Source organism: Pseudomonas sp. 5.2 (genome assembly GCF_059025405.1).
This window is the reverse complement of record NZ_JBYBHH010000003.1, coordinates 286839-311132: the sequence shown is the minus strand read 5'-3', so window position 1 is coordinate 311132 and position 24294 is coordinate 286839. Positions and strand designations below refer to the sequence as shown.

Below are 24294 nucleotides of genomic sequence, written 5' to 3'. Positions count from 1 at the left end.
GGTTAGGGAGTAGCGGATGAAGATCATCATCCTCGGCGCGGGGCAGGTGGGCGGTACGCTGGCAGAACACCTGGCCAGCGAGGCCAACGACATTACCGTGGTCGACACCGACGGCGAGCGCCTGCGCGACCTCGGCGACCGCCTGGACATCCGCACGGTGCAAGGCCGCGGCTCGCTGCCGACTGTGCTGCGCCAGGCCGGCGCCGACGACGCCGACATGCTGGTGGCGGTGACCAACAGCGACGAGACCAACATGGTGGCCTGCCAGGTCGCCTACTCGTTGTTCCACACCCCGACCAAGATCGCCCGGGTACGGGAATCGGCCTACCTCACCCGCGAAGAGCTGTTCCACAACGACCACATTCCGGTCGACGTGCTGATCAGTCCCGAGCAGGTGGTAACCAACTACATCAAGCGCCTGATCGAGCACCCGGGTTCACTGCAGGTAATCGACTTCGCCGAAGGCAAGGCGCAACTGGTGGCGGTCAAGGCGTACTACGGCGGCCCGCTGGTGGGCCAGCAGTTGCGCCAGATCCGTGCGCACATGCCCAACGTCGACACCCGTGTGGCGGCGATCTTCCGCCGTGACCGGCCGATCACCCCACGCGGCGACACCGTGATCGAGGCCGATGACGAAGTGTTCTTCATCGCGGCGAAAAAAGATATCCGCGCCGTGATGGGCGAGCTGCGACGCATCGACGAGACCAACAAGCGCGTGGTCATCGCCGGTGGCGGGCAGATTGGCGAGCGCTTGGCCGAGGCCATCGAAAGCCGCTATCAGGTGAAGATCATCGAGATGAACCCGGCCCGCTGCCGTCACCTCTCCGATAGCCTTGAAAGCACCGTGGTGCTGCAGGGCAGTGCGTCGGACAAGGACCTGATGCTCGAAGAGAACATCGCCGACGCCGACATCTTCCTGGCCCTGACCAACGACGACGAGGCCAACATCATGTCGTCGCTGCTGGCCAAGCGCCTGGGTGCGCGCAAGGTGATGACCATCATCAACAACCCGGCCTATGTGGACCTGGTGCAGGGCGGCGAGATTGACATCGCCATCAGCCCGCAGTTGGCCACCATCGGCACCTTGCTGGCCCACGTGCGGCGTGGCGATATCGTCAGCGTGCACTCCCTGCGCCGCGGCGCGGCCGAGGCCATCGAAGCCGTGGCGCATGGCGATTCGAAGTCGAGCAAAGTGGTCGGCAAGGCCATCGAAGACATCGCCCTGCCGCCAGGCACCACCATCGGCGCGATCATTCGTGACGAAGAGGTGATGATTGCCCACGACGACACGGTGATCGAATCGGGTGACCATGTGATTCTGTTCGTTGTGGATAAAAAGCACATTCGGGATGTGGAGAAGCTGTTCCACGTCGGCTTGAGTTTCTTCTAGGAGAAGAGGGCATGCGCGAATCGCTGGAGAAGATGCTGGCCAAGGGTGTGGATAACCCGCTGTTGAGGTTCGGCCTTGGCAAGGCCTGGCTGGACGAGGGCAATGGCGCTGAGGCGGCGGTGCACCTGGCGCGTTGCGTGGAGCAGGACCCGAAGTATTCGGCGGCGTGGAAGTTGCTGGGTAAGGCGTATCAGTTGCAGGGGGATTTGGCGGCGGCGCGCAAGGCCTGGGAGGACGGGATCGTGGCGGCGCAGGCCCATGGGGATAAGCAGGCCGAGAAAGAGATGGCAGTGTTCCTGAAGAAACTCAACAAAACTTCAAGCTGACGCCGCCCCTGTGGGAGCGGGCTTGCCCGCGAACACCGGCAAAGCCGGTGCCATGTTCCGCGGTGCCTTCTTCGCGGGCAAGCCCGCTCCCACAGGGAAATGGTGAGAGACTCAATACCAGCGCGCTTCGCCAGCCGGGCGCTTCTTGAAGCGCTTCATGCTCCACATGTACTGGCTCGGATACTCGCGCACATACCGCTCGACCACCTGGCTCATGGCCGCCGCCGACTCGGTCACATCCGTGCTGTACATCGCCTCCGGCGCCGCTTCCAGAATCACTCGGAACCCAGACCCATCCGGCAGCCGCAACGCATGCAGGAACACACCCACCGCCTTGCCACCGGCCAGCATGTTCGGCACGAACTTGCTGGTCAGCGCCTGGGTGCCCAAGAACGGCACGAACACACCCGCCGACTCAGCAGGTTCCGGGTCGGCAGGAATGCCCACCTGGCCCCCGCGGCGCACTTCCTTGATCACGCTGAGGATGCCTTCCTTGGTCGAAGGCGCCACACGGTTACCCATCTGCACCCGCTGTTCACGCAACAAATCATCCACAGCTTTGAGCTTTGGCGGGCGGTAGAAGATGATCGGTTTGCACTGGTTGCAATAGAAGTGGTTCAACACTTCCCAGTTACCCAGGTGGCTGGTGATGCCCACCACGCCCTTGCCCGAGGCCAGGGCCTGCTCCAGCACTTCCAGGCCGTGCACTTCCTTGACCAGTTCCAGCGAACGCTGCGGTGGCCAGATCCAGGCACAAGCGCTTTCGACAAAGGATTTGCCGATGTCTCTCAGCGCGCGGCCGACCAGTTGCTCACGTTCGGCCGGGTCCATCTCCGGGAAACACTTGGCGAGGTTGATACGCACCACGTTGCGCGACCCGTTCGGGACCTTCCACATCAGCCAGCCGATACCGGCGCCGACGCGCTGCACAGCGCCCCAGGGCAACTTGGCGAACAGTCGAAGCACCCCGACCATCAGGGCGCCCTTGAACTTTTCCACAGGCGAATTCCTTATTTCAGCAAGGCGCGCATTGTACCCCGTCAGCGCGCCAAGGCGGCGTAGCGATCACAATCGGTGGTGTGGTCCATGACCATACCGGTGGCCTGCATGAAGGCATAACAGATGGTTGGGCCGACAAACGTGAAGCCGGCTTTTTGCAGGGCCTTGCTCATTGCCTTCGCTTCATCGGTAACGGCAGGCATTTCGCTTCGGTCCTTGAAATGGTTGACTTTGGGCGTGCCGCCCACAAACGACCAGAGCCACTCGGCCGGGTTATCCACAGCCAGCCAGGCCTGGGCGTTGCGCCGTGCCGCCTTGAGCTTGAGGCGGTTGCGGATGATGCCGGCGTCGAGCATCAGTGCTTCGATCCGTTCATCGCTCATCTGCGCCAACTTCACCGGGTCGAAACCATGCATCACCTCGCGATAACGCTCGCGTTTACGTAAAACCGTGATCCATGACAGCCCCGCCTGGAACCCTTCGAGCAAAAGCATCTCGAACAGCAACGCCGGATCACGCTGCGGTGTTCCCCATTCCTGGTCGTGGTAGGCCTGGTACAACGGATCGTCGGTACACCAAAAGCAGCGTGGCATAAGGCTCCAATGAGTAGAGGGCGAGGCGAATCAGGTTATACTCCCGCTCTTTACATCCGCATCCCCAGATACAGGTGAATTTCGTGAGCCAGCCTACGCCAGCCGTGCGTACCTTCCAAGACCTGATCCTCGCCCTGCAGAACTACTGGGCAGCTCAAGGTTGTGTGGTGCTTCAGCCCTACGATATGGAAGTAGGCGCCGGCACTTTCCATACCGCCACGTTCCTGCGCGCCGTCGGCCCAGAGACCTGGAACGCCGCCTACGTGCAGCCTAGCCGTCGCCCTGCCGACGGGCGGTATGGCGAAAACCCAAACCGCCTGCAGCACTACTACCAGTTCCAGGTGGTGCTCAAGCCGAACCCGGCCAACTTCCAGGAGCTGTACCTCGGCTCGCTGAAAGCCATTGGCCTGGATCCGCTGGTCCACGATATCCGTTTCGTCGAAGACAACTGGGAATCGCCAACCCTCGGCGCCTGGGGCCTGGGCTGGGAAATCTGGCTCAACGGCATGGAGGTGACCCAGTTCACCTACTTCCAGCAAGTGGGCGGCATCGAGTGCTACCCGGTCACCGGTGAAATCACCTACGGCCTCGAACGCCTGGCCATGTACATCCAGGGTGTCGATTCGGTCTACGACCTGGTATGGGCCGATGGCCCGTTCGGCAAGGTTACCTACGGCGACGTGTTCCACCAGAACGAAGTCGAGCAGTCGACCTACAACTTCGAACACGCCAACGTCGAGAAACTGTTCGAGCTGTTCGACTTCTACGAAAGCGAAGCCAACCGCCTGATCAAGCTGGACCTGCCGCTGCCGACCTACGAAATGGTCCTGAAGGCTTCGCACACCTTCAACCTGCTCGACGCCCGCCGCGCCATCTCGGTGACCGAGCGCCAGCGTTACATCCTGCGCGTACGTACCCTGGCCCGGGACGTGGCGCAAAGCTATCTGCAAGCCCGCGCACGCCTGGGCTTCCCGATGGCCACCCCTGAATTGCGTGACGAAGTGTTGGCTAAGCTGGAGGCTGCACAATGAGTGCTCAAGATTTCCTGGTAGAACTGGGCACCGAAGAGCTGCCACCCAAGGCCCTCGCCAGCCTGGGCGACGCCTTCCTGGCCGGTATCGAGAAAGGCCTGCAGGCCGCTGGCCTGAACTACGCCAGCAAATCGGTATACGCCGCGCCGCGCCGCCTGGCCGTACTGATCCGCCAACTCGACGTGCAGCAGCCTGACCGCAGCATCAACATCGACGGCCCGCCCCTGCAGGCTGCTTTCAAAGACGGCGAGCCGACCCAAGCGGCCCTGGGCTTTGCCAAGAAGTGCGGTGTAGAGCTGTCGGAAATCGACCAGAGCGGCGCCAAGCTGCGTTTCTCCCAGCACATCCCGGGCAAGGCCACTACCAGCCTGCTGCCGACCATCGTCGAAGACTCGCTCAACGACCTGCCGATCCCCAAGCGCATGCGCTGGGGCGCCAGCCGCGAAGAGTTCGTGCGCCCAACCCAGTGGCTGGTGATGCTGCTTGGCGACCAGGTCGTCGACTGCACCATCCTCGCCCAGCAGGCCGGCCGTGAGTCTCGTGGCCACCGCTTCCACCACCCGGAAAACGTGGTTATCACCACCCCGGCCAACTACGTCGAAGACCTGCGCAAAGCCTACGTGCTGGCCGACTTCGCCGAGCGCCGCGAGCTGATTGCCAGGCGCACTGCCGAACTGGCCCTGCAGCAGGAAGGCAGCGCCATCGTGCCGCCGGCGCTGCTGGACGAAGTGACCGCGCTGGTCGAGTGGCCAGTGCCGCTGGTGTGCTCGTTCGAGGAGCGTTTCCTCGACGTGCCGCAAGAAGCCCTGATCACCACCATGCAGGACAACCAGAAGTACTTCTGCCTGCTGGACAGCGAAGGCAAGCTGCTGCCGCGCTTCATCACCGTGGCCAACGTCGAAAGCCGTGACCCGAAGCAGATCATCGAAGGCAACGAAAAGGTCGTGCGCCCACGCCTGACCGATGCCGAGTTCTTCTTCAAGCAAGACAAGAAGCAGCCGCTGGAAACCTTCAACGAGCGCCTCAAGAACGTGGTGTTCCAGGCTCAACTGGGCACCGTGTACGACAAGGCCGAGCGTGTTTCCAAGCTGGCCGCGTTCATTGCCCCGCTGATTGGCGGCGACGCCCAGCGCGCCGCGCGTGCCGGCCTGCTGTCCAAGTGCGACCTGGCCACCGAGATGGTTGGCGAGTTCCCTGAGATGCAGGGCGTTGCCGGTTACTACTACGCGCTCAACGATGGCGAGCCGCAAGACGTCGCCCTGGCCCTGAACGAGCAGTACATGCCGCGCGGTGCTGGCGCCGAGCTGCCAGAGACCGTCACCGGTGCTGCCGTGGCGATCGCTGACAAGCTCGACACCCTGGTCGGTATCTTCGGCATCGGCATGCTGCCAACCGGCAGCAAAGACCCGTACGCACTGCGCCGCGCTGCGCTGGGCGTGCTGCGCATCCTGATCGAGAAGCAGCTGGACCTGGACCTGACCGGTGCGGCCGAGTTCGCGGTCAAGCAGTTCGGTGCCAAGGTCAAGGCTGCCGGCCTGGCTGAGCAAGTGCTGGAGTTCATCTTCGATCGCTTGCGTGCACGCTACGAAGACGAAGGTATCGACGTGGCCACCTACCTGTCGGTACGTGCCCTGAAGCCGGGTTCTGCCCTGGACTTCGACCAGCGTGTGCAGGCCGTGCAGGCGTTCCGCAAACTGCCGGAAGCCGAAGCCCTGGCCGCGGTGAACAAGCGCGTGTCGAACCTGCTGAGCAAGGCCGAAGGCGCCATCGCCGAACAGGTCGAGCCGAAGTACTTCGACAACGCCAACGAGTTCTCCCTGTACTCGGCCATTCAGCAGGCCGACCAGGCCGTGCAACCGATGGCCGCTGCGCGCCAGTACAGTGAGTCGCTGGCCCGCCTGGCAGCCCTGCGTGACCCGGTCGACGCCTTCTTCGAGGCGGTGATGGTCAACGCCGAGGACGCCAAGGTCCGCGCCAACCGTTATGCCCTGCTCAGCCGCCTGCGCGGTCTGTTCCTGGGTGTGGCCGACATCTCGCTGCTGGGGTAAGCCTTGAAACTGCTGATTCTCGATCGAGACGGGGTGATCAACTATGACTCCGACGCTTACATCAAGTCGCTGGAGGAGTGGATCCCCATTCCCGGCTCGGTCGAGGCCATCGCGCAGTTGAGCAAAGCGGGCTGGACGGTGGCCGTGGCCACCAACCAGTCCGGCATTGCCCGCGGCTATTACCCGGTGCAAACCCTCGAGGCCATGCACGCGCGCCTGCGTGCGTTGGTGGCCGAGCAGGGCGGCGAAGTGGGCCATATCGTCTATTGCCCACATGGCCCGGATGAAGGCTGCGATTGCCGCAAGCCTAAGCCGGGCATGCTGCGGGCAATTGCCGAGCACTACCAGGCCGACCTTGGCGGCGTGTGGTTTGTCGGCGACAGCCAAGGTGACCTTCAGGCCGCCCTGGCCGTCGGTGCACAACCCGTGTTGGTGAAAACCGGCAAGGGCGAGCGGACCCTGGAAAAAGGTGTCCCTGAAACTACACTGATTTTCGACGATCTGGCAGCTATCGCCAGAGAACTAATTTAAACAGTGCGCCTTAGGGCGCATTTTCTCAGGCGGGCACGCCCCGCAACGGTACATGCCACTATGTCGATCCTGCAGGCGATCAGAATCTTTCTTTTTTACCTGCTGCTGGGCACCAGCTCGTTGCTGTGGTGCTCCCTGAGCTTTTTTGTCGCGCCCTTCTTGTCGTTCCCCAAGCGTTACACGTTCATCAACGTGTACTGGTGCCGTTGCGCGTTATTTTTGACCCGCACCATCCTTGGCATCGACTACAAGATCACCGGCGCCGAGAATGTGCCGAATGAGCCGTGTGTGATCCTGTCCAACCATCAGAGCACCTGGGAGACCTTCTTCCTTTCCCAGTACTTCTCGCCGCTCAGCCAAGTGCTCAAGCGCGAGCTGCTGTACGTGCCGTTCTTCGGCTGGGCCATGGCCATGCTGCGGCCCATCGCGATCAACCGCGACAACCCCAAAGAAGCCCTGCGTCAGGTCGCCAGCCAAGGTGATGAACTGCTCAAGCAGGGTGTGTGGGTGCTGATCTTCCCAGAGGGCACCCGCGTGCCGTTTGGCACCGTCGGCAAGTTCTCCCGTGGCGGTACTGCGCTGGCGGTCAATGCCGGCCTGCCGGTGCTGCCCATTGCGCACAACGCGGGCAAGTTCTGGCCTAAGGCTGGCTGGGGCAAGCGTGCGGGCACCATTGAGGTGGTGATCGGTGAGCCGATGTACGCCAACGGCACCGGCCCTCGTGCAATTGCCGAGCTCAATGACCGCGCCGCCGCCTGGAACGAGGCCACGCAAAGGGCCCTGGGTTCGCTGCCACCCGCGGCTGAAAAGCCACAGGAGCAGACTGCTTGAGTTTCTGTGGATAACTTGTGAGCAGTTTTTCTGCGATCTGTTCTATGTATGCAGTAAGTGATTGAATTAGCTGTTTATTTCTTCACATGACAGATTTGCGAAAAACGTGCATAAGTTTTTTCGCGGCATAAAAAAACCGGCTTTTAAAGCCGGTTTTTTTAAGGGTGAACCTGAGGTATGTCAGACCTTGTCGATGTCCACGTCCTTGGTTTCTTTCAGGCAGAAAATCCCCACCACCAGGCTGATGCCGGTCACCAGCACCGGGTACCACAGCCCGTAGAAGATATCCCCGGTATACACCACCAGCGCGAACGACACCGTCGGCAGGAAGCCACCGAACCAGCCGTTGCCGATGTGGTAGGGCAGGGACATCGAGGTATAGCGGATACGGGTCGGGAACAGCTCGACCATCACCGCCGCCAGTGGGCCATAGGTCATGGTCGCGATCAGGATCATCGCCACGATCAGCACCACCACCATCACCTCGTTGACCTGCCCCGGATCAGCCTTGGCTGGGTACCCCGCCTGCTCGATCGCCGAGCGCATGGCGGCGTCGTCGAAACCATTGATGGTCTTGTCGCCAATGTTGACCACCACCTCGCTGCCAGCCACGCTCACCGAGCTGTACGGCAGGCCCTGCTTGACCAGGAACGTCTTGACCTTGTCGCATGGGCTGTCGAAGCGCGCCTTGCCAACCGGGTCGAACTGGAAGGTGCAGCCCTGCGGGTCGGCGGTCACGACGATCGGTGCCTGGCGGCTGGCGGCGTCGATCTGCGGGTTGGCGTAATGGCTGAGCGCCTTGAACAGCGGGAAGTACAGCACTGTGGCCAGCAGCAGGCCGATCATCAGAATCGGCTTACGCCCGATCCGGTCCGACAGCCAACCGAAGAACACGAAGAACGGCGCGCCGATCACCACACTGATGATCAGCAGCGTGTTGGCCTGGGCGGGGTCCATCTTGAGCATCTGGGTCATGAAGAACAGCACGTAGAACTGCGCGGTGTAGAAGGTCACCGCCTGGCCAGCATTGATGCTGAACAGGGCAGTGAGCACCACCTTGAGGTTCGGCCAGGAGGTGAACGACTCGCGGATCGGCGATTTGCTGATCTTGCCCTGGGCCTTCATTTTCACGAAGGCAGGCGACTCGTGCATGCTCATGCGAATCCAGGTGGAAATCGCCAGCAGGAAAATCGACAGCAGGAACGGCAGGCGCCATCCCCAGGTTTCGAACTGGTCACCACTGATGTAACGGCTGCCCAGTACGACCAGCAACGACAGCAGCAGGCCCAGGGTGGCGGTGGATTGAATGAAACCGGTATGGAAGCCGCGTTTACCCGGCGGGGCATGCTCGGCCACGTAGGTGGCCGCGCCACCGTACTCGCCCCCAAGCGCCAGGCCCTGCAGCATGCGCAGGATTACCAGGATGATCGGTGCCGCAATACCAATGCTGGCATAGGTGGGCAGCAGGCCGACGGCAAAGGTCGACAGGCCCATCAGCACAATGGTCACCAGGAAGGTGTACTTGCGCCCGATCATGTCGCCCAGCCGGCCAAACACCAGCGCACCGAAGGGGCGAACCAGGAAGCCGGCGGCGAAGGCCATCAAGGCAAAGATGAAGGCCGTGGTGTCGTTGACCCCAGCAAAGAACTGCTTGCTGATGACCGCCGCCAGCGCGCCATAGAGAAAAAAGTCATACCACTCGAAAACCGTCCCGAGGGATGACGCGAAAATGATCTTTCTTTCTTCACGACGGCTGGCGCTGCTGGCCGTCGCACCCTGCTCTTGGATGTAATCCGACATCGTTGCTGTCCTCGGCCCACAGGCCACAGTGATTATTCTTTTTGTTCCACTGTCGGCAGCCTCCGACCGCAAGCTGCCGGTGTTGCACGCACCCGGGTCAGGGCGTCGGTATTGCGTCTTCGTTTAGGTAGGTCTGGGTCGCAGCTCCTTTGAGGATAAGTTGCGCCGCCTTTTCGGCGATCATCAGCGTGGGTGAACAGGTATTGCCGGAGGTGATCTGCGGCATGATCGAGGCATCCGCCACCCGCAAGCCGGGGATGCCATGCACCCGCAGCTGGTTATCCACAACATCCTCTGGGCCACTGCCCATGCGGCAGGTGCCCACGGGATGGAAGATGGTGGTGCCAATCTTGCCAGCGGCCTCGAACAACTCGTCTTCGCTTTGCAGGACAGGGCCCGGCAGGTATTCCTGGGGGTCGAAGGCCGCGAGGGCAGGGGCCTGGACGATGCGCCGCGTCATGCGGATGGCGTCTGCGGCGACCCGCAAGTCCTGTGGGTCACTGAGGTAGTTAGGGTCGATCAGTGGCGCGCTGTGCATATCGGCGGCGCGGATGTCGATGCGCCCGCGGCTGAGCGGGCGCAGGTTGCACACCGAAGCGGTGAAGGCCGGGAAGCGGTGCAATGGCTCGCCGAACCGCTCCAGCGACAAGGGCTGCACGTGGTACTGCAAGTTGGCCGTGGCATGTTCGGGGCTGGAGCGCACGAACGCCCCCAACTGGCTAGGCGCCATGGCCAGCGGGCCGCTGCGGTCATAGAGATAACGCAGGCCCATGCCCATCTTGCCCCACAGGCTGTTGGCCATCTGGTTCAGGGTACGGGTGTTGCGGATCTGGTAAATCAGGCGCAATTGCAGGTGGTCCTGCAGGTTGCCGCCGACACCGGGCATGTCATGCCGCACGCCAATGCCCAAGTCTTCGAGCAGCTTGCGCGGGCCGATGCCAGACCGTTGCAGGATCCCCGGCGAGCCTACGGCGCCGGCGCACAGAATGATCTCGCAACGGGCAGCGAACTCGTGCCAGGCTCCTTGCCAGCGGGCTTTTACCGCACGGGCACGGGTGTTGTTGAGCAGTACCTGATCGACCTCTACACCGGTCAGCACCGTCAGGTTGGGCCGGCTGAGCACGGGCCGAAGAAACGCCTTTGACGCGTTCCAGCGCACGCCACTGCGCTGGTTGACCTGAAAGTATCCACAGCCCTGGTTGTCACCGGTGTTGAAGTCGTCGACCTTGGCGATGCCACTTTGCTCGGCCGCCTCGCGGAACGCATCGAGGATCGGCCAGCTGTAACGCTGGCGCTCGACCCGCCATTCGCCGGCAGCGCCATGGTGCTCGCTGTCACCGGCAAAATGGTTTTCACTGGCCTTGAACAGTGGCAGTACGTCCTTCCAGGCCCAGCCTGGGTTGCCTTGCTCGGCCCAGTGGTCATAGTCAGCCGCCTGGCCGCGCATGTAGATCATGCCGTTGATCGATGAACAACCGCCCAGCACCTTGCCCCGTGGATAACCCAGGCTGCGACCACCCAGGCCGCTTTGTGCTTCGGTCTTGAAGCACCAGTCGGTGCGTGGGTTGCCGATGCAATAGAGGTAGCCGACGGGGATGTGGATCCAGGGATAGTTGTCACGGCCACCCGCCTCCAGCAGCAGCACGCGGCAGGAAGGGTCGGCGGACAATCGATTGGCCAGCAGGCACCCGGCTGGACCGGCGCCCACGACCACGTAGTCGAAGACAGAATCGGCTGATGGCATGTGCAACCTCGCGCCTGATTATTGTTCTTGTCCCGAACCATCTTATTGATTAATTTCGCTGTGGAAACACGAGATTTCGCGCAGCCGCTGTGCGTTTTAGCACAGTGACATGTCTGCTTTGGCCATCGCCGGCCAGAGTGAACAGCCCAAAAGGATCAGCATGTTCGACTGGAACGATCTGCGGTTTTTCCTCGAGTTGCAGCGCAGCGGCCGTTTGCTCACTGCCGCCAAACGCCTCAATACCACCCACAGCACCGTCGCCCGGCATATCGAGAGCATCGAGAAAAGCCTGGGCACGCCACTGTTCGTGCAGCACGCCCAAGGTTACGACCTGACCCCGTCCGGGCAGGCCCTGCTCAAGCACGCCGAAGCCATGGAAAACGTCGCCTTGCTGGCGCAGGAAGAAATCACCCAAGCCATCACCCCGCTGGGCAAGATCCGCCTGGGGGTGACCGAAGGCATTGGCATCATGTTCTTCACCCCGCGCATGAATGCGCTGTTCGAGCGCTACCCAGGCCTTGAGGTGGAACTGGTGGCGGTGCCGCGCTTCGTCAGCATCCTCAACCGCGAGGCGGAAATCAGCATCCACCTGGAGCGGCCCAACGCCGACCTGCTGATCACCCGCAAGCTCACCGACTACCGCCTGGCGCTCTACGCCAGCCAAGCGTACCTCGACCGCGCACCGCCGCTGCGCAACCGCGAAGACCTGGCTCGGCACAGCTGGATCGGCTACGTCGATGACCTGCTGTTCAGCCAAGAGCTGCTGTTTCTCAACAGTTTCTGCCGCGCGCCCAACGTGGCGTTTCGCAGCACCAGCGTGATCGCCCAGCAACACGCGGCGCGCGCGGGCCTTGGCATTGCCGTGCTGCCCAACTTCATGGCGCGCCATGACCCGACGCTGGTCCGGGTGCTGCCCAGCGAAACCATCCAGCGCAGCTATTGGATCTGCACCCGTCGCGAGCTGCACAAGTCGGTGCGCCTGCGGGTAGTGTGGGACTACCTGCTGGCGCTGTGTGCCGCCGAACAGGGCGAGCTGCTAGCCCAGTAGCGCCTTGCCGGCCAACAGCAAGGCGGCCGCCCAACCGGCCACGGCAAACATCTGCTGCAAGCGCGGCCCGGCGAGTTTGGCTGCCAATGGCCGCGCCAGCAGCAAACCGACCACCGCACCGACCGCAAAAGGTGCGCCGACCTGCCAGTGCATCACCCCCGCCAGGCTGGCGCTGACCACGCTCCCCGTGGACACCAGCGCAATCACCGCCAGCGAGGTCGAGACGATGCTGGCCATGCGCAAATTGGTGTAGCGGTTCAAGGCGGGGATGATCACAAACCCACCGCCCACGCCCAGCAACCCCGACAGCAATCCCGACAGCGCGCCGGTAAAGGCCAGGGCGCGTGCGCAGGGCAACGTCCAGCGTAAACGGCCCTGCAGCGGGTTGAGCACGCAGGGTTCGATGTAGCGATGAGCATCGTTGGCTTCACCGCGCAGCTCCCTGGCCGCCTTGCGCCAAATGCGCAGGCAGGCGTAAACCAGCACGCCGGCGAATACCAATGCCAGCGGCGTATTGGGCACACGGTGCGCCAGCATCAGCCCGAAGGGCGCGACCGCGATGCCGATCAGGGCGATGAACAACGCCGCTCGGTAGCGCACCAACCCCTGACGCAAACCCAGCACTGCCCCCACGGCGGCAGCAAGGCCCACCGCCAACAGGCCGACTGGCGCCGCCTCGGCCATCGACAGGCCAAGGCCAAACACCAGCAATGGCACCGCAAGAATACCGCCCCCCGCGCCGGTCAAGGCCAGCACGGCACCGATGACCGCCCCCAAGCCTGCGCCCAACAGTTGGTGTTCGATCACTGTTTGGCCTCAGCTACCAATGGCTGCGGCCGCGCCAACCATTCACGCCCCTTGAGCATGCCTTTCCAGTACAACGGCGGCAGTACCCGCGCCTTGAGCAACCAGGCCAGGCGCGTCGGCCGTCGGCCATCGAGTAGCCAACGTGGGAAGCTCGGCGCCACTTTGCCGCCGTAGGTGAACTCGGCCAGCACGATCTTGCCGCGCTCGACAGTCAGCGGGCACGAGCCATAGCCGTCGTACAGGGCGAGGGTAGGGAGCCTGCCCAACGCCACCAGCACGTTATTGGCCACTACCGGCGCCTGTTTGCGCGCTGCCGCAGCAGTCTTGGCATTGCTGGTGTTGGCCACGTCGCCCAGGGCATGGATATTGGTGAACTTTCGATGACGCAAGGTCTGCGGGTCGACGTCGACCCAGCCCGCGCTGTCTGCTAACGGGCTCTCGCGAATGAAGTCTGGCGCCACCTGCGGCGGCACCACGTGCAGCATGTCGAAGGCCTCGACTCGGGTTTCAGTGCTGCCGTCGGCCAAGGTACGCACGAACGTCGCGCGCTTGCCGGGGCCATCCACCGCCACCAGGCGATGGGCGTAGTTAAGGTCCACGGCGTACTTGTCGATGTAAGCCATCAGTGCGGGCACGTAGTCGGCCACGCCAAACAGCACGACACCGGCGTTGAAGAAACTGGCTTTCACATCCCCCAAGTGCCCGTGGCGCAGCCAGTGGTCGCAAGACAGGTACAGCGCTTTCTGTGGCGCACCAGCGCACTTGATCGGCATCGGCGGTTGGGTGAACACGGCGCGGCCCTGCTTGAGCTGCTGCACCAGTTGCCAGGTGTACGAGGCCAGGTCGTAGCGGTAGTTGGAGGTCACGCCGTTACGGCCCAGTGTCTCGCTCAGGCCGTCGATGGCCTGCCAATCGAGTTTCAGGCCTGGGCAAACCACCAACTGTTCATAGCTGATAGCGCGGCCATCTTCGAGTACGACCAACTGGCCCAAGGGGTCGAAGCCCTGCACGCGCGCCCTGATCCAATGCACGCCACGGGGAAGGGTCGAGGCCATGGTGCGCGCCGTGTCTGGCGCCTTGAACACACCGGCGCCGACCAGGGTCCAGCCGGGCTGGTAGTAATGCACGTCGGCGGGGTCGATCAGGGCGATATCCAGTGACGGATCACGGCTGATCAGGCTGGACGCGGTGGCGATACCGGCAGCACCGGCACCGACGATAACCACTTTGTGGTGGTCGGTATTGAGCGTGTTGGCAGGGTGGAGCAAGGCAGGCATGGCGGTATTTCCTGGAAATCTCGTTATGGGTAAAAGCGGTTAAAGCGTGTTCAAAGGAATCTTCAGGTAGCTCACGCCATTGGCCTCGGGCTCAGGGAAGTGGCCGCTGCGCATGTTGACCTGCACCGATGGCAGGATCAGCACGGGCATGTCGAGGGTCTTGTCGCGGGCTTCGCGCATGGCCACGAAGCTGTCTTCGTCGATGCCGTGGTGAATGTGGATATTGCTGCCACGTTGCTCGGCCACAGTCGTGACGTATTGCATGTCGCGCCCGCCCGGCAGGTAGTCGTGGCACATGAACAACCGGGTCTGGTCGGGGAAGGCCAGCAGGCGGCGGATCGAGCGATACAGGGTGCGGGCATCGGCGCCGGGGAAGTCGCAACGGGCCGTGCCATAGTCGGGCATGAACAGCGTGTCACCGACGAACACCGCCTTTTCACCGCCATCCTCCACCAGATAGCTCATGCAGGCGGGGGTGTGCCCCGGCGTGTGCAAGGCACGGGCATACAGGTTGCCGATACGGAAACCTTCCTCATCCTCCAGCAGGACATCGAACTGGCTGCCATCCCGGGCAAAGCCGGGGTCGGCATTGAACAGCGCGCCAAACACTTTTTGCACCTGGGTGATCTGCGCACCGATGGCGGTGCTGCCGCCGAGCTTATCCTTCAGATAGGCCGCTGCCGACAGGTGGTCTGCATGAACATGGGTTTCCAGTACCCACTGCACCTCGGCATCGAGCGCCTTTACCCGGGTGATCAACCGGTCTGCCGAGGCGGTGCAGGTGCGCCCCGACTTGGGGTCGTAATCCAAAACGCTGTCGATCAACGCGCATTTGCGCGTCTCGCCGTCCATGAGCAGGTAGCTGATGGTCGAGGTCGCCTCGTCGAAGAAGGCTTCCACGTGAAGGTTGTTACCGATGATCATCACGTTCTCCAAAGTTTCCTACGCCCCCTATAGAGGCGTAGGCAGTGACCAGAGGTTTATCAAGATGCATGCCAGGGTTTTTCACAGGCCTTGGCCAATGAATACGGGCCGGGCTGGCGCTTGCCTGGCAACATGGCAGCCACGTTGGCAGTCGACTGTCAGCCAATGGCAGTGTTTGGCAGTCCTTGCTACCCTCCGCCGGGTTATCACATCGGTGCCGTCATGCCTGAGCCTCATCACATCATCCTAGCGTTGGTTTCCTACCTCGAACACGATGCCCTGCCCACCATCGTGCTGGACACGGATTACAACATCCTCGCAGCCAACGCGGCCTACCGCCGCCAGTTCGGCCGAGACCAGCAGGCGCCGCTGGGTGAAAAATGCCACAAGGTCTCGCACCACTATGCCGTGCCGTGCGACCAGGCCGGCGAGCATTGCCCCATGCGCAAGGCATGGGACAGCAAGGTGCCGGAACGTGTGCTGCACATTCATCACACGCCACGCGGCCCTGAGCATGTGGACGTCGAGCTGCGGCCGATCCTGGATGAGCAGGGCAGGGTGGTCGCCTTTGTCGAGCGCCTCACCACCATCACGCTCGCCGCGGCGCAACCTCAGCAGCAGGGCTTGGTAGGGCGGGCGCCAGCGTTCAAGGCAGCATTGGCCAGCCTGCAGCGCGCGGCGCCCGCGCAAATCCCGGTGTTGCTCCAGGGCGAATCGGGTACCGGCAAAGAGCTGTTCGCCCGCGCCCTGCACATGGGCAGCCCGCGCGCAAACGGGCCGTTGGTCGTGGTCGACTGCACCGGCTTGACCGAGTCGCTGTTCGAGAGCGAGCTGTTCGGCTACGAGAAAGGGGCGTTCACCGGCGCCAACCAACGCAAGATTGGCCTGGCCGAAGCCGCACATGGCGGCACGTTGTTCCTCGACGAAATTGGCGAAGTACCGATGGCCATGCAGGTCAAGCTGCTGCGCCTGATCGAGTCCGGCAGCTTCCGCCCGGTGGGCAGCCTGCGGACCGTGCACTCGGATTTCCGTTTGGTCTCAGCCACACACAAGCCGCTCAAGAAAATGGTCGCCGAAGGTACGTTCCGTGAGGATCTGTATTACCGCATCAGTGGCTTTCCTATCCGGCTGCCTGCCCTGCGTGAGCGCGTGGAGGACCTGCCATTGCTGGTCGAGAGCCTGCTCCAGCGTATGGCTGGCCAGCCCGCGCCCAGGTTGGCCGATGACGCATTGAAGCACCTCGGGCTGCATTCGTTCCCGGGCAATATCCGCGAGTTGCGTAACATCCTTGAACGGGCACGGCTGTTTGCCGATGACGGGCTGATCCGTCCCGAGCACCTGCCTGACGACATCGGCCCACCGATTGCAGCCGGCGTGACCAGGGGCCGAGGCCAAAGCGACCTGAGTGAGCTGGCGCAGGCGCTGGAGCAGTTTCAGGGCCCACGCAGTGAGCTGGCGCGCCACTTGGGCATGAGTGAGCGCACCCTCTATCGACGCCTGAAGGCACTGGGCCTGGGCACGTAGGCAGTCTAGGCCTTGCCCACCTTTACCTGACCTTTACCTCGAGCCAAGGAGTAGCTTGGGAAAACCGCTGTCTGATCCGTTAACCGCACCAGGCGAACAGAACTTGCGCTGGGCATTAACATGCAGAGGATCAGCAACACATGAAGAAAACCCTGACCGTGCTGTGCGCCGCGCTGATGTTCAGTGCGCCGCTGGCCAGCTTTGCTCAACCGGGCCCACCCCCGGGGCATGACAACGGCCCCTCCCATCAGGGCAACACACCGCATGGCAACGGCCAGCACGGCAAACAGCCGCAGGGTCGGCCGGGTAACGGCCATGCGCCAGCCCCTTACCAAAACCCGAACTTCCGTCCACAGCCGGGTATGCCGATACCCCATCAGCAATGGCAACGCGGGCATGCCGTTGACCCCCATTACCGCGGCGACCGCTACTGGGTAACCGACTGGCGTGCACGTCACCTCTATGCGCCACCGCGTGACCACCGTTGGTTGGCTGTGAATGGCGACTACGTGCTGGTGGCGATTGCCAGTGGGGTGATCGTGAACATTCTCAGCGGCTACTGACCCACCGTACCGCACGCATAAAAAAGCCCGCTTTCGCGGGCTTTTTCATGTCGTTCAACCTACACCTGATCAGAAGTCCAGGTTCGATACCGACAGCGCGTTGCTTTCGATGAACTCGCGGCGAGGTTCCACTGCGTCGCCCATCAAGGTGTTGAAGATCTGATCGGCAGCGATCGCGTCTTCGATGGTGACCTTGAGCATGCGGCGCACGGTTGGGTCCATGGTGGTTTCCCACAGCTGGTCCGGGTTCATCTCACCCAGCCCTTTGTATCGCTGGATGGTGTGGCGCTTGGTGCTTTCGTTCATCAGCCAGTCCAGGCCTTCCTTGAACTCGACGATTGCCTTGCGGCGCTCGCCACGCTGCACATAAGCACCTTCGCCCAGCAGGCTGGCCAGCTTGGCACCGATGTTGACCACGGTACGGTAGTCGTTGCTGCCGAAGAAATCGCGGTTGAAGGTGATGTAGCTGGCCAGCCCGTGCGAGGTGATTTCCACTTCCGGCAGCCAGACATTGCGCTCCTTGTCTTCGCGCAGGCTGGCTTGATACGCCAAGCCCGACTTCTGGGTGCTGCTCAGACGCTCCTGGAACTTGGCCAGCCAGGCCTGCATCACAGCGTGGTCGCCCAGTTGCTCCAGGGTAACTTCCGGCAGGTAGATGAAGTGCTCGGTCAGCTCCTGTGGGTACAGGCGCGACAAACGCTTGAGGGTCTTCATCACGCCACGGAACTCGTTCACCAGGCTTTCCAGCTGAACGCCGGAAACCGCTGGCGCCGACTCGTCCAGGTGCAGGCTGGCATCTTCCAGGGCCGATTGGGTCATGTACTCTTCCATGGCCTCGTCGTCCTTGATGTACTGCTCCTGTTTGCCTTTCTTCACCTTGTACAACGGTGGCTGGGCAATGTAGATGTAGCCACGCTCGACCAGCTCTGGCAGCTGACGGAAGAAGAAGGTCAGCAGCAGGGTACGGATGTGCGAACCGTCAACGTCAGCATCGGTCATGATGATGATGTTGTGATAACGCAGTTTGTCGATGTTGTACTCTTCGCGACCGATACCACAGCCCAGTGCGGTGATCAGCGTACCGACCTCCTGGGACGAGATCATCTTGTCGAAGCGAGCCTTCTCGACGTTGAGGATCTTACCCTTCAACGGCAGGATCGCCTGAGTGCGACGGTTACGACCTTGCTTGGCCGAACCACCAGCGGAGTCACCCTCCACCAGGTACAGTTCGGAAAGGGCAGGGTCCTTTTCCTGGCAGTCGGCCAACTTGCCTGGCAAGCCCGCGATGTCCAGTGCACCTTTGCGGCGAGTCATTTCACGCGCCTTGCGCGCGGCTTCGCGGGCACGGGCGGCGTCGATCATCTTGCCGACAACAGCTTTGGCTTCGTTCGGGTTCTCGAGCAGGAAGTCCGAGAAGTACTTGTTCATCTCCTGTTCCACGGCGGTTTTCACCTCCGAGGAAACCAGCTTGTCTTTGGTCTGGGAGCTGAACTTGGGATCAGGGACCTTGACCGAGATGATCGCGGTCAGGCCTTCACGGGCATCGTCGCCCGTGGTCGCCACCTTGTTCTTCTTGGCCAGGCCTTCCTGCTCGATGTAGCTGTTCAGGCTGCGGGTCAGCGAAGAACGGAAGCCCACCAAGTGAGTACCGCCATCGCGCTGCGGAATGTTGTTGGTGAAGCACAGCAGGTTTTCGTTGAAGCTGTCGTTCCACTGCAGGGCAACTTCAACACCCACACCATCGTCACGCTGGACGTTGAAGTGGAACACCTGGTTGTTCACCGGCGTCTTGTTGGTGTTCAGGTACTCGACGAACGCACGCAGGCCGCCTTCGTATTTGAAGAACTCTTCCTTACCGCTGCGTTCATCCTTGAGCAGAATGCCGACGCCCGAGTTGAGGAACGACAGTTCACGGATCCGCTTGGCCAGGATGTCCCAGCTGAAGTGGATGTTCTTGAACGTCTCAGCCGAAGGCTTGAAATGGATGTGGGTACCGGTCGTTTCGCTGTCACCCACAATCGCCATCGGCGCTTGAGGGACACCATGAACGTAGGTTTGCTCCCAGATCTTGCCGCTGCGACGTACAGTCAGCACCAGCTTCTCGGACAGGGCGTTAACCACGGAAACACCCACACCGTGCAGGCCGCCCGAAACTTTGTACGAGTTGTCGTCGAACTTACCGCCGGCGTGCAGCACGGTCATGATGACCTCGGCTGCGGATACGCCTTCTTCTTTATGCACGTCAACCGGAATGCCGCGACCGTTGTCGCGCACGCTGATGGATTCATCCGTGTGGATGATGACGGTGATGTCATCGCAATGACCGGCGAGGGCTTCGTCGATCGAGTTGTCGACCACTTCGAAGACCATGTGGTGCAGGCCGCTACCATCATCGGTGTCGCCAATGTACATGCCGGGACGCTTGCGTACGGCATCCAAACCTTTCAGCACTTTAATGCTGGAGGAGTCGTACGTTTGATTTTCGCTCATGCCTTCACTCCCGATGGTCGTGGGTCTGGGTGATACGGCCCTGTTCCACGTGGAACAAAGCAACTGGCGTTTCCGTCTGCCAGCCTTCCCTCAGTAATTCGTGATCTACACAGGTGATGAACACCTGGCAGCGTAATTCTTCTAGCAAGCGGCACAATGCGCGGCGGTGTTGCTCGTCCAGTTCTGACGGCAAGTCATCCACGAGATAAATACAGTGACCGCGGCGAGCCTGGCTGACGAGGTGCCCTTGGGCAATGCGTAGCGCACACACCACAAGTTTCTGCTGCCCTCGCGACAGAATGTCGGCTGCGTTATTGGCAGCCAAACGAAGACGCAGATCAGCACGCTGCGGACCGGCCTGGGTGTGGCCCATTTGCTGGTCACGAAGAAGAGAGGAGGCGAGTACTTCGTTGAGTTCCCGGTCCTTGTCCCAGCCTCGGTAATAGCTCAGGGTCAACCCGTCAAGCTCGACCAGTTCGCTCAGGGTTCGCTCGAAGACGGGCTTCAAGGCCTTGATGTAGTTGCGACGGTATTCATCTATTTCCGCGCTGGCCAGGCACAATTCCCGGTCCCAGGCGGCTTGCGAAGCTGGGTCAAGTGTACCATGCCGCAACCACGAGTTCCGCTGCCGGAGCGCCTTCTGCAGACGTTGCCAGGCAGGCAGAAAACGAGGTTCCACGTGGAACACTCCCCAATCCAGGAATTGGCGGCGAATTTTCGGGGCGCCTTCCAACAGCCTGAAACTGTCTGGGTTGATCAGCTGCAGGGGTAGCAGCTCGGCCAACTGCGCCGCGCTTTTGGCATTCTGCCCGTCGATACGGATGGTGAAATCACCTTGCCGCTCACGAGATACGCCCAGGTTGCTGGTGCCCCCCGACGTCAACTCAACCTCGCCAAACACGGTGCAAGCTGGCTGCTCGTACTGGATGACCGGGTTCAGGCGCGTGCTGCGGAACGAGCGCGCCAGTCCCAGCAGGTGCACAGCTTCGAGCACACTGGTTTTGCCGCTGCCGTTAGCACCGTAGAGGATGTTGATGCGGGGGGAGGGTGAGAGGGTCACCGGGTGCAGGTTGCGCACCGCAGTGACCATGATACGTCGAAGGGACATTCAGTCTGCTACAGGTTACAGACGCATCGGCATGACAACGTAGGAAGAGTCATCATTGCCAGCCTCCTGCAGCAGCGCACTGCTGTTGGAGTCGGACAGAATCAGACGCACCTGCTCGGTCGTCATCACGCCCAGCACGTCCAGCAAGTAGCTGACGTTGAAGCCGATCTCCAGCGCGCTGCCGTTGTAGTCGACGCTGATCTCTTCTTCCGCTTCTTCCTGCTCAGGGTTGTTGGCCTGAATCTTCAGCTGGCCAGCGGCCAGTTGCAGGCGAATGCCGCGGTACTTTTCGTTGGACAGGATCGCGGTACGGCTGAATGCCTCACGCAGCGCCTGACGATCACCGATTACCAGCTTGTCGCCACCCTTAGGCAGAACACGCTCGTAGTCCGGGAATTTGCCATCCACCAGCTTGGAGGTGAAGGTGAACTCGCCGGTGGTTGCGCGAATATGGTGTTGCCCCAGGACGATGCTGACCATGCCTTCCGGATCAGTCAGCAGGCGCGCGAGCTCCAGGATACCTTTGCGCGGCACGATCACCTGGTGGCGATCATCCTGCTCGATGGGTGCGCTCATGGAGCACAGCGCCAGGCGGTGGCCATCGGTAGAGACGGCGCGCAGGGTGTTACGCGACACCTCCAGCAACATGCCGTTGAGGTAATAGCGCACATCCTGCTGAGCCATGGCAAAGCTGGTGCGCTCGATCAGGCGGCGCAGCTTGCTCTGTTCCAGGTTGCAGGTCAGCGAGCCTGGGCCTTCTTCCACCGTCGGGAAGTCATTGGCGGGCAGGGTCGACAGGGTGAAGCGGCTGCGGCCGGCCTTGACCAACAGTTTTTGCTCATCGACCTTGATATCGATCAGGACGTCGTTTGGCAGGCTTTTGCAGATGTCCATCAGCTTACGGGCCGGGACAGTGATTTCGCCAGGCTCGGCTGGCTCTTCCAGTTGCACGCGGCCTACCAGTTCGACTTCCAGGTCGGTACCGGTCAACGACAGCTGCTGGCCTTGCACAACCAGCAATACGTTAGACAGGACCGGCAAGGTCTGACGGCGCTCGACGACACCGGCGACCAGTTGCAGGGGTTTCAACAGGGCTTCGCGTTGAATGGTGAAATGCATGGTCTAGTCCCTTGCCTTCAATTAGCTGCGCAGACGGCCATCAGGTCGTCAGCGTCCGCAGCAGGTTCTTGTAGTCCTCGCGGATGTCCGCGTCGGATTCCTTCAGTTCGTTGATTTTGCGGCAGGCATGCAGCACGGTCGTGTGGTCGCGACCACCAAACATGTCGCCGATCTCCGGCAGACTGTGGTTGGTCAGCTCCTTCGACAGGGCCATGGCTACCTGGCGCGGGCGCGCGACAGAACGCGAGCGACGCTTGGACAACAGATCGGAGATCTTGATCTTGTAGTACTCGGCCACTGTGCGCTGAATGTTATCCACACTGACCAGCTTGTCTTGCAGCGCCAGCAAGTCTTTGAGCGATTCGCGAATCAGTTCGATGGTGATGTCGCGGCCCATGAAGTGCGAGTGAGCGATCACCCGCTTCAGGGCACCTTCCAGTTCGCGGACGTTAGAGCGGATGCGCTGGGCAATAAAGAAGGCAGCGTCATGCGGCAGCTCGACTTTGGCCTGGTCGGCCTTCTTCATCAGAATCGCGACACGCGTTTCCAGCTCGGGCGGCTCTACCGCAACGGTGAGGCCCCAACCGAAGCGGGATTTCAGACGTTCCTCCAGGCCTTCGATTTCCTTCGGGTAGCGGTCGGAGGTGAGGATCACCTGCTGGCCGCCCTCGAGCAGGGCGTTGAAGGTGTGGAAAAACTCTTCCTGGGAACGCTCTTTGCGGGCGAAGAACTGGATGTCGTCGATCAGCAACGCATCGACCGAGCGATAGAAGCGCTTGAATTCGTTGATGGCATTGAGCTGCAGCGCCTTGACCATGTCCGCGACGAAACGCTCCGAATGCAGGTAGACCACCTTGGCATTCGGATTTTTCTTCAGCAGGTGGTTACCCACAGCATGCATCAAGTGGGTTTTACCCAAGCCCACACCACCATAAAGGAAGAGCGGGTTGTAACCATGCTTCGGGTTATCGGCGACCTGCCAGGCAGCGGCCCGCGCCAGCTGGTTCGACTTACCTTCGACGAAGGTGTCGAACGTGAACGTGCGGTTCAGGTAACTGGTGTGCTTGAGGGCACCTTCAACCTGAACAGTGCGCTGTTCGGTGCGGGTGTTGGTAGCCGGTGCCGGCGCAGGCTCGGCCATGGCGTCAAAGCTGTCACGCGACGAAGGCTCGGCAACCTCATTGACCTGCGCAGCTTCCACAGGCGCAGCGGCAGGCTCTACCGACATCGCAGCAGGCGCAGCTTTTTGTACCTGGGTCTGCGCCAACGAAGCGGCCACAGCGGCACTGACCGGCGCATTGGGCGCGGCCCGCGGCGCCGAGCTGCGACGGCTGCCTATTAATAAGGAAAGGGCAGGCGCAATGCCGCTGCCGTTCTCACCCAACAGCTCGAGCAGACGACCCAGGTACTTTTCATTGACCCAATCGAGAACGAAACGGTTAGGCGCATAGACGCGCAACTCGTCGCCTTCGGCTTCGACCTGTAGCGGACGGATCCAGGTGTTGAATTGCTGGGCAGGCAGTTCATCGCGCAGAAGCTCCACGCACTGCTGCCAAAGTTCCACTGACACGGATATCCCCTGAGTTTGAAAGCCGGATGAGGCAAAAACAAACCGCCATTGTACCGGTCGAGCGATCAGTTATCCACATGTGGATACGTTAGGAGCCATGACAAAACAGCCATTTATCGACCAAAAAGGCTTTATTGCGCTGTGCATAAGCTCTGTGGATAACCGCACCTGAGGGCTATGCACAACCCTGGGTTGAGATCTGTGGATAATTCACCTGTGGATAATGAGCACTTTAATCCACAGCTTCTGCGCATGCGGAGCACAAGCGCAGCACCGGATACCGACAGGGTTTCAAAACTCTGTACAGCCCGCGATTTCTGGGCTGTAGAACGTTACCCACAGAAAGTTATCCACTTAAGATTTATAAGTTCTTTAAGAAAGCTTTTTAAATGTCTCTTCTTTTTTTTCATGTTATCCCCCGATGTGCGTTCACGCTAAGGCCGTGTCTGGGCAGCGTCTGATCGACCGAGCCCGTCACGCCTTCTATAAGGAATGACTGGTTGGAAATTGACCTATTGCCTTGCTTTCTCTAGAATCGCCGGTCTCTTAAAAAGGGGGCCATCCCGGCCGT

Annotated in this window: 20 protein-coding genes; 9 read left to right on the top strand and 11 right to left on the bottom strand. The window is 61.4% G+C overall.

Features of this window, described 5'->3' with window-relative positions; translation table 11 throughout:
- Window positions 1-16: 16 nt before the first annotated feature.
- Together trkA and AC5PZ0_RS07220 are read left to right on the top strand one after the other, a co-directional pair.
- A complete protein-coding gene (gene trkA / locus AC5PZ0_RS07225) occupies window positions 17-1390 on the top strand; it encodes a Trk system potassium transporter TrkA (RefSeq protein ID WP_085272130.1) in 1374 nt (457 codons plus the stop codon).
- An 11-nt stretch (window positions 1391-1401) separates the two neighbouring features.
- Window positions 1402-1716 (top strand): tetratricopeptide repeat protein, encoded by a 315-nt coding sequence (locus AC5PZ0_RS07220; protein WP_274884428.1) that lies wholly within the window; start codon window positions 1402-1404, stop codon window positions 1714-1716.
- 111 nt (window positions 1717-1827) lie between these two features.
- On the opposite strand, the gene AC5PZ0_RS07215 is transcribed toward AC5PZ0_RS07220, so the two are convergent.
- Window positions 1828-2715 (bottom strand): lysophospholipid acyltransferase, encoded by an 888-nt coding sequence (locus AC5PZ0_RS07215; RefSeq protein WP_274884430.1) that lies wholly within the window; start codon window positions 2713-2715, stop codon window positions 1828-1830.
- Window positions 2716-2756: 41 nt separating this feature from the next.
- Window positions 2757-3308: a DNA-3-methyladenine glycosylase I gene (locus tag AC5PZ0_RS07210; protein ID WP_027592053.1), complete on the bottom strand. Its 552-nt coding sequence runs from the start codon at window positions 3306-3308 to the stop codon at window positions 2757-2759.
- 83 nt (window positions 3309-3391) lie between these two features.
- Here AC5PZ0_RS07210 and glyQ point away from each other — a divergent pair, with 83 nt between their 5' ends.
- From glyQ to AC5PZ0_RS07190, 4 genes are read left to right on the top strand one after another with little or no spacing between them, the layout of a single operon-like run.
- Complete coding sequence (glyQ, locus tag AC5PZ0_RS07205) at window positions 3392-4339, top strand: glycine--tRNA ligase subunit alpha (RefSeq protein ID WP_012312032.1); 948 nt, start codon at window positions 3392-3394, stop codon at window positions 4337-4339.
- Window positions 4336-6387, top strand: a complete 2052-nt coding sequence (gene glyS, locus AC5PZ0_RS07200) for a glycine--tRNA ligase subunit beta (protein ID WP_274884436.1) — start codon at window positions 4336-4338, stop codon at window positions 6385-6387. The genes glyQ and glyS overlap by 4 nt, the downstream gene beginning before the upstream one ends.
- 3 nt (window positions 6388-6390) lie before the next feature.
- A complete protein-coding gene (gene gmhB / locus AC5PZ0_RS07195) occupies window positions 6391-6918 on the top strand; it encodes a D-glycero-beta-D-manno-heptose 1,7-bisphosphate 7-phosphatase (RefSeq protein WP_027592056.1) in 528 nt (175 codons plus the stop codon).
- A gap of 60 nt (window positions 6919-6978) precedes the next feature.
- Window positions 6979-7749 (top strand): lysophospholipid acyltransferase family protein, encoded by a 771-nt coding sequence (locus AC5PZ0_RS07190; RefSeq protein ID WP_027592057.1) that lies wholly within the window; start codon window positions 6979-6981, stop codon window positions 7747-7749.
- 180 nt (window positions 7750-7929) lie between these two features.
- Here the strand turns inward: AC5PZ0_RS07190 and AC5PZ0_RS07185 are convergent, their stop codons facing one another.
- Together AC5PZ0_RS07185 and AC5PZ0_RS07180 are read right to left on the bottom strand one after the other, a co-directional pair.
- Entirely contained in the window at window positions 7930-9549 is a 1620-nt protein-coding gene (locus AC5PZ0_RS07185; protein WP_493854590.1) for an MFS transporter, read from the bottom strand.
- Window positions 9550-9646: 97 nt separating this feature from the next.
- The gene (locus AC5PZ0_RS07180; protein ID WP_493854589.1) at window positions 9647-11293 is read right to left on the bottom strand and encodes a GMC family oxidoreductase; all 1647 of its coding nucleotides are present in this window, start codon (window positions 11291-11293) and stop codon (window positions 9647-9649) included.
- A gap of 160 nt (window positions 11294-11453) precedes the next feature.
- Here AC5PZ0_RS07180 and AC5PZ0_RS07175 point away from each other — a divergent pair, with 160 nt between their 5' ends.
- Entirely contained in the window at window positions 11454-12341 is an 888-nt protein-coding gene (locus tag AC5PZ0_RS07175; protein WP_027592060.1) for a LysR family transcriptional regulator, read from the top strand.
- Here the strand turns inward: AC5PZ0_RS07175 and AC5PZ0_RS07170 are convergent.
- From AC5PZ0_RS07170 to AC5PZ0_RS07160, 3 genes are read right to left on the bottom strand one after another with little or no spacing between them, the layout of a single operon-like run.
- A complete protein-coding gene (locus AC5PZ0_RS07170; protein WP_493854588.1) occupies window positions 12330-13148 on the bottom strand; it encodes a sulfite exporter TauE/SafE family protein in 819 nt (272 codons plus the stop codon). The genes AC5PZ0_RS07175 and AC5PZ0_RS07170 overlap by 12 nt on opposite strands.
- Entirely contained in the window at window positions 13145-14425 is a 1281-nt protein-coding gene (locus tag AC5PZ0_RS07165) for an NAD(P)/FAD-dependent oxidoreductase (protein ID WP_493854587.1), read from the bottom strand. The genes AC5PZ0_RS07170 and AC5PZ0_RS07165 overlap by 4 nt, the downstream gene beginning before the upstream one ends.
- Before the next feature lie 39 nt (window positions 14426-14464).
- The gene (locus tag AC5PZ0_RS07160) at window positions 14465-15349 is read right to left on the bottom strand and encodes an MBL fold metallo-hydrolase (protein ID WP_493854586.1); all 885 of its coding nucleotides are present in this window, start codon (window positions 15347-15349) and stop codon (window positions 14465-14467) included.
- A gap of 222 nt (window positions 15350-15571) precedes the next feature.
- Here AC5PZ0_RS07160 and AC5PZ0_RS07155 point away from each other — a divergent pair, with 222 nt between their 5' ends.
- Together AC5PZ0_RS07155 and AC5PZ0_RS07150 are read left to right on the top strand one after the other, a co-directional pair.
- Window positions 15572-16873: a sigma-54 interaction domain-containing protein gene (locus tag AC5PZ0_RS07155; protein WP_493854585.1), complete on the top strand. Its 1302-nt coding sequence runs from the start codon at window positions 15572-15574 to the stop codon at window positions 16871-16873.
- A 140-nt stretch (window positions 16874-17013) separates the two neighbouring features.
- Window positions 17014-17436 carry an RcnB family protein gene (locus AC5PZ0_RS07150; protein WP_186679306.1) on the top strand — a complete coding sequence of 141 codons (423 nt, stop codon included), beginning with the start codon at window positions 17014-17016 and terminating at the stop codon, window positions 17434-17436.
- A gap of 69 nt (window positions 17437-17505) precedes the next feature.
- Here the strand turns inward: AC5PZ0_RS07150 and gyrB are convergent, their stop codons facing one another.
- Genes gyrB through dnaA form a run of 4 tightly spaced genes read right to left on the bottom strand, consistent with a single transcriptional unit; the run spans window position 17506 to window position 23723 of the window.
- Window positions 17506-19926, bottom strand: coding sequence for a DNA topoisomerase (ATP-hydrolyzing) subunit B (gene gyrB, locus AC5PZ0_RS07145; protein WP_454242732.1), 2421 nt, complete (start codon window positions 19924-19926; stop codon window positions 17506-17508).
- Window positions 19927-19930: 4 nt separating this feature from the next.
- Window positions 19931-21034, bottom strand: coding sequence for a DNA replication/repair protein RecF (gene recF, locus AC5PZ0_RS07140; RefSeq protein WP_027592067.1), 1104 nt, complete (start codon window positions 21032-21034; stop codon window positions 19931-19933).
- Window positions 21035-21049: 15 nt separating this feature from the next.
- Window positions 21050-22153 (bottom strand): DNA polymerase III subunit beta, encoded by a 1104-nt coding sequence (gene dnaN, locus AC5PZ0_RS07135; RefSeq protein ID WP_085272137.1) that lies wholly within the window; start codon window positions 22151-22153, stop codon window positions 21050-21052.
- A gap of 40 nt (window positions 22154-22193) precedes the next feature.
- Window positions 22194-23723 carry a chromosomal replication initiator protein DnaA gene (dnaA, locus tag AC5PZ0_RS07130; protein ID WP_027592069.1) on the bottom strand — a complete coding sequence of 510 codons (1530 nt, stop codon included), beginning with the start codon at window positions 23721-23723 and terminating at the stop codon, window positions 22194-22196.
- Window positions 23724-24294: the final 571 nt, after the last annotated feature.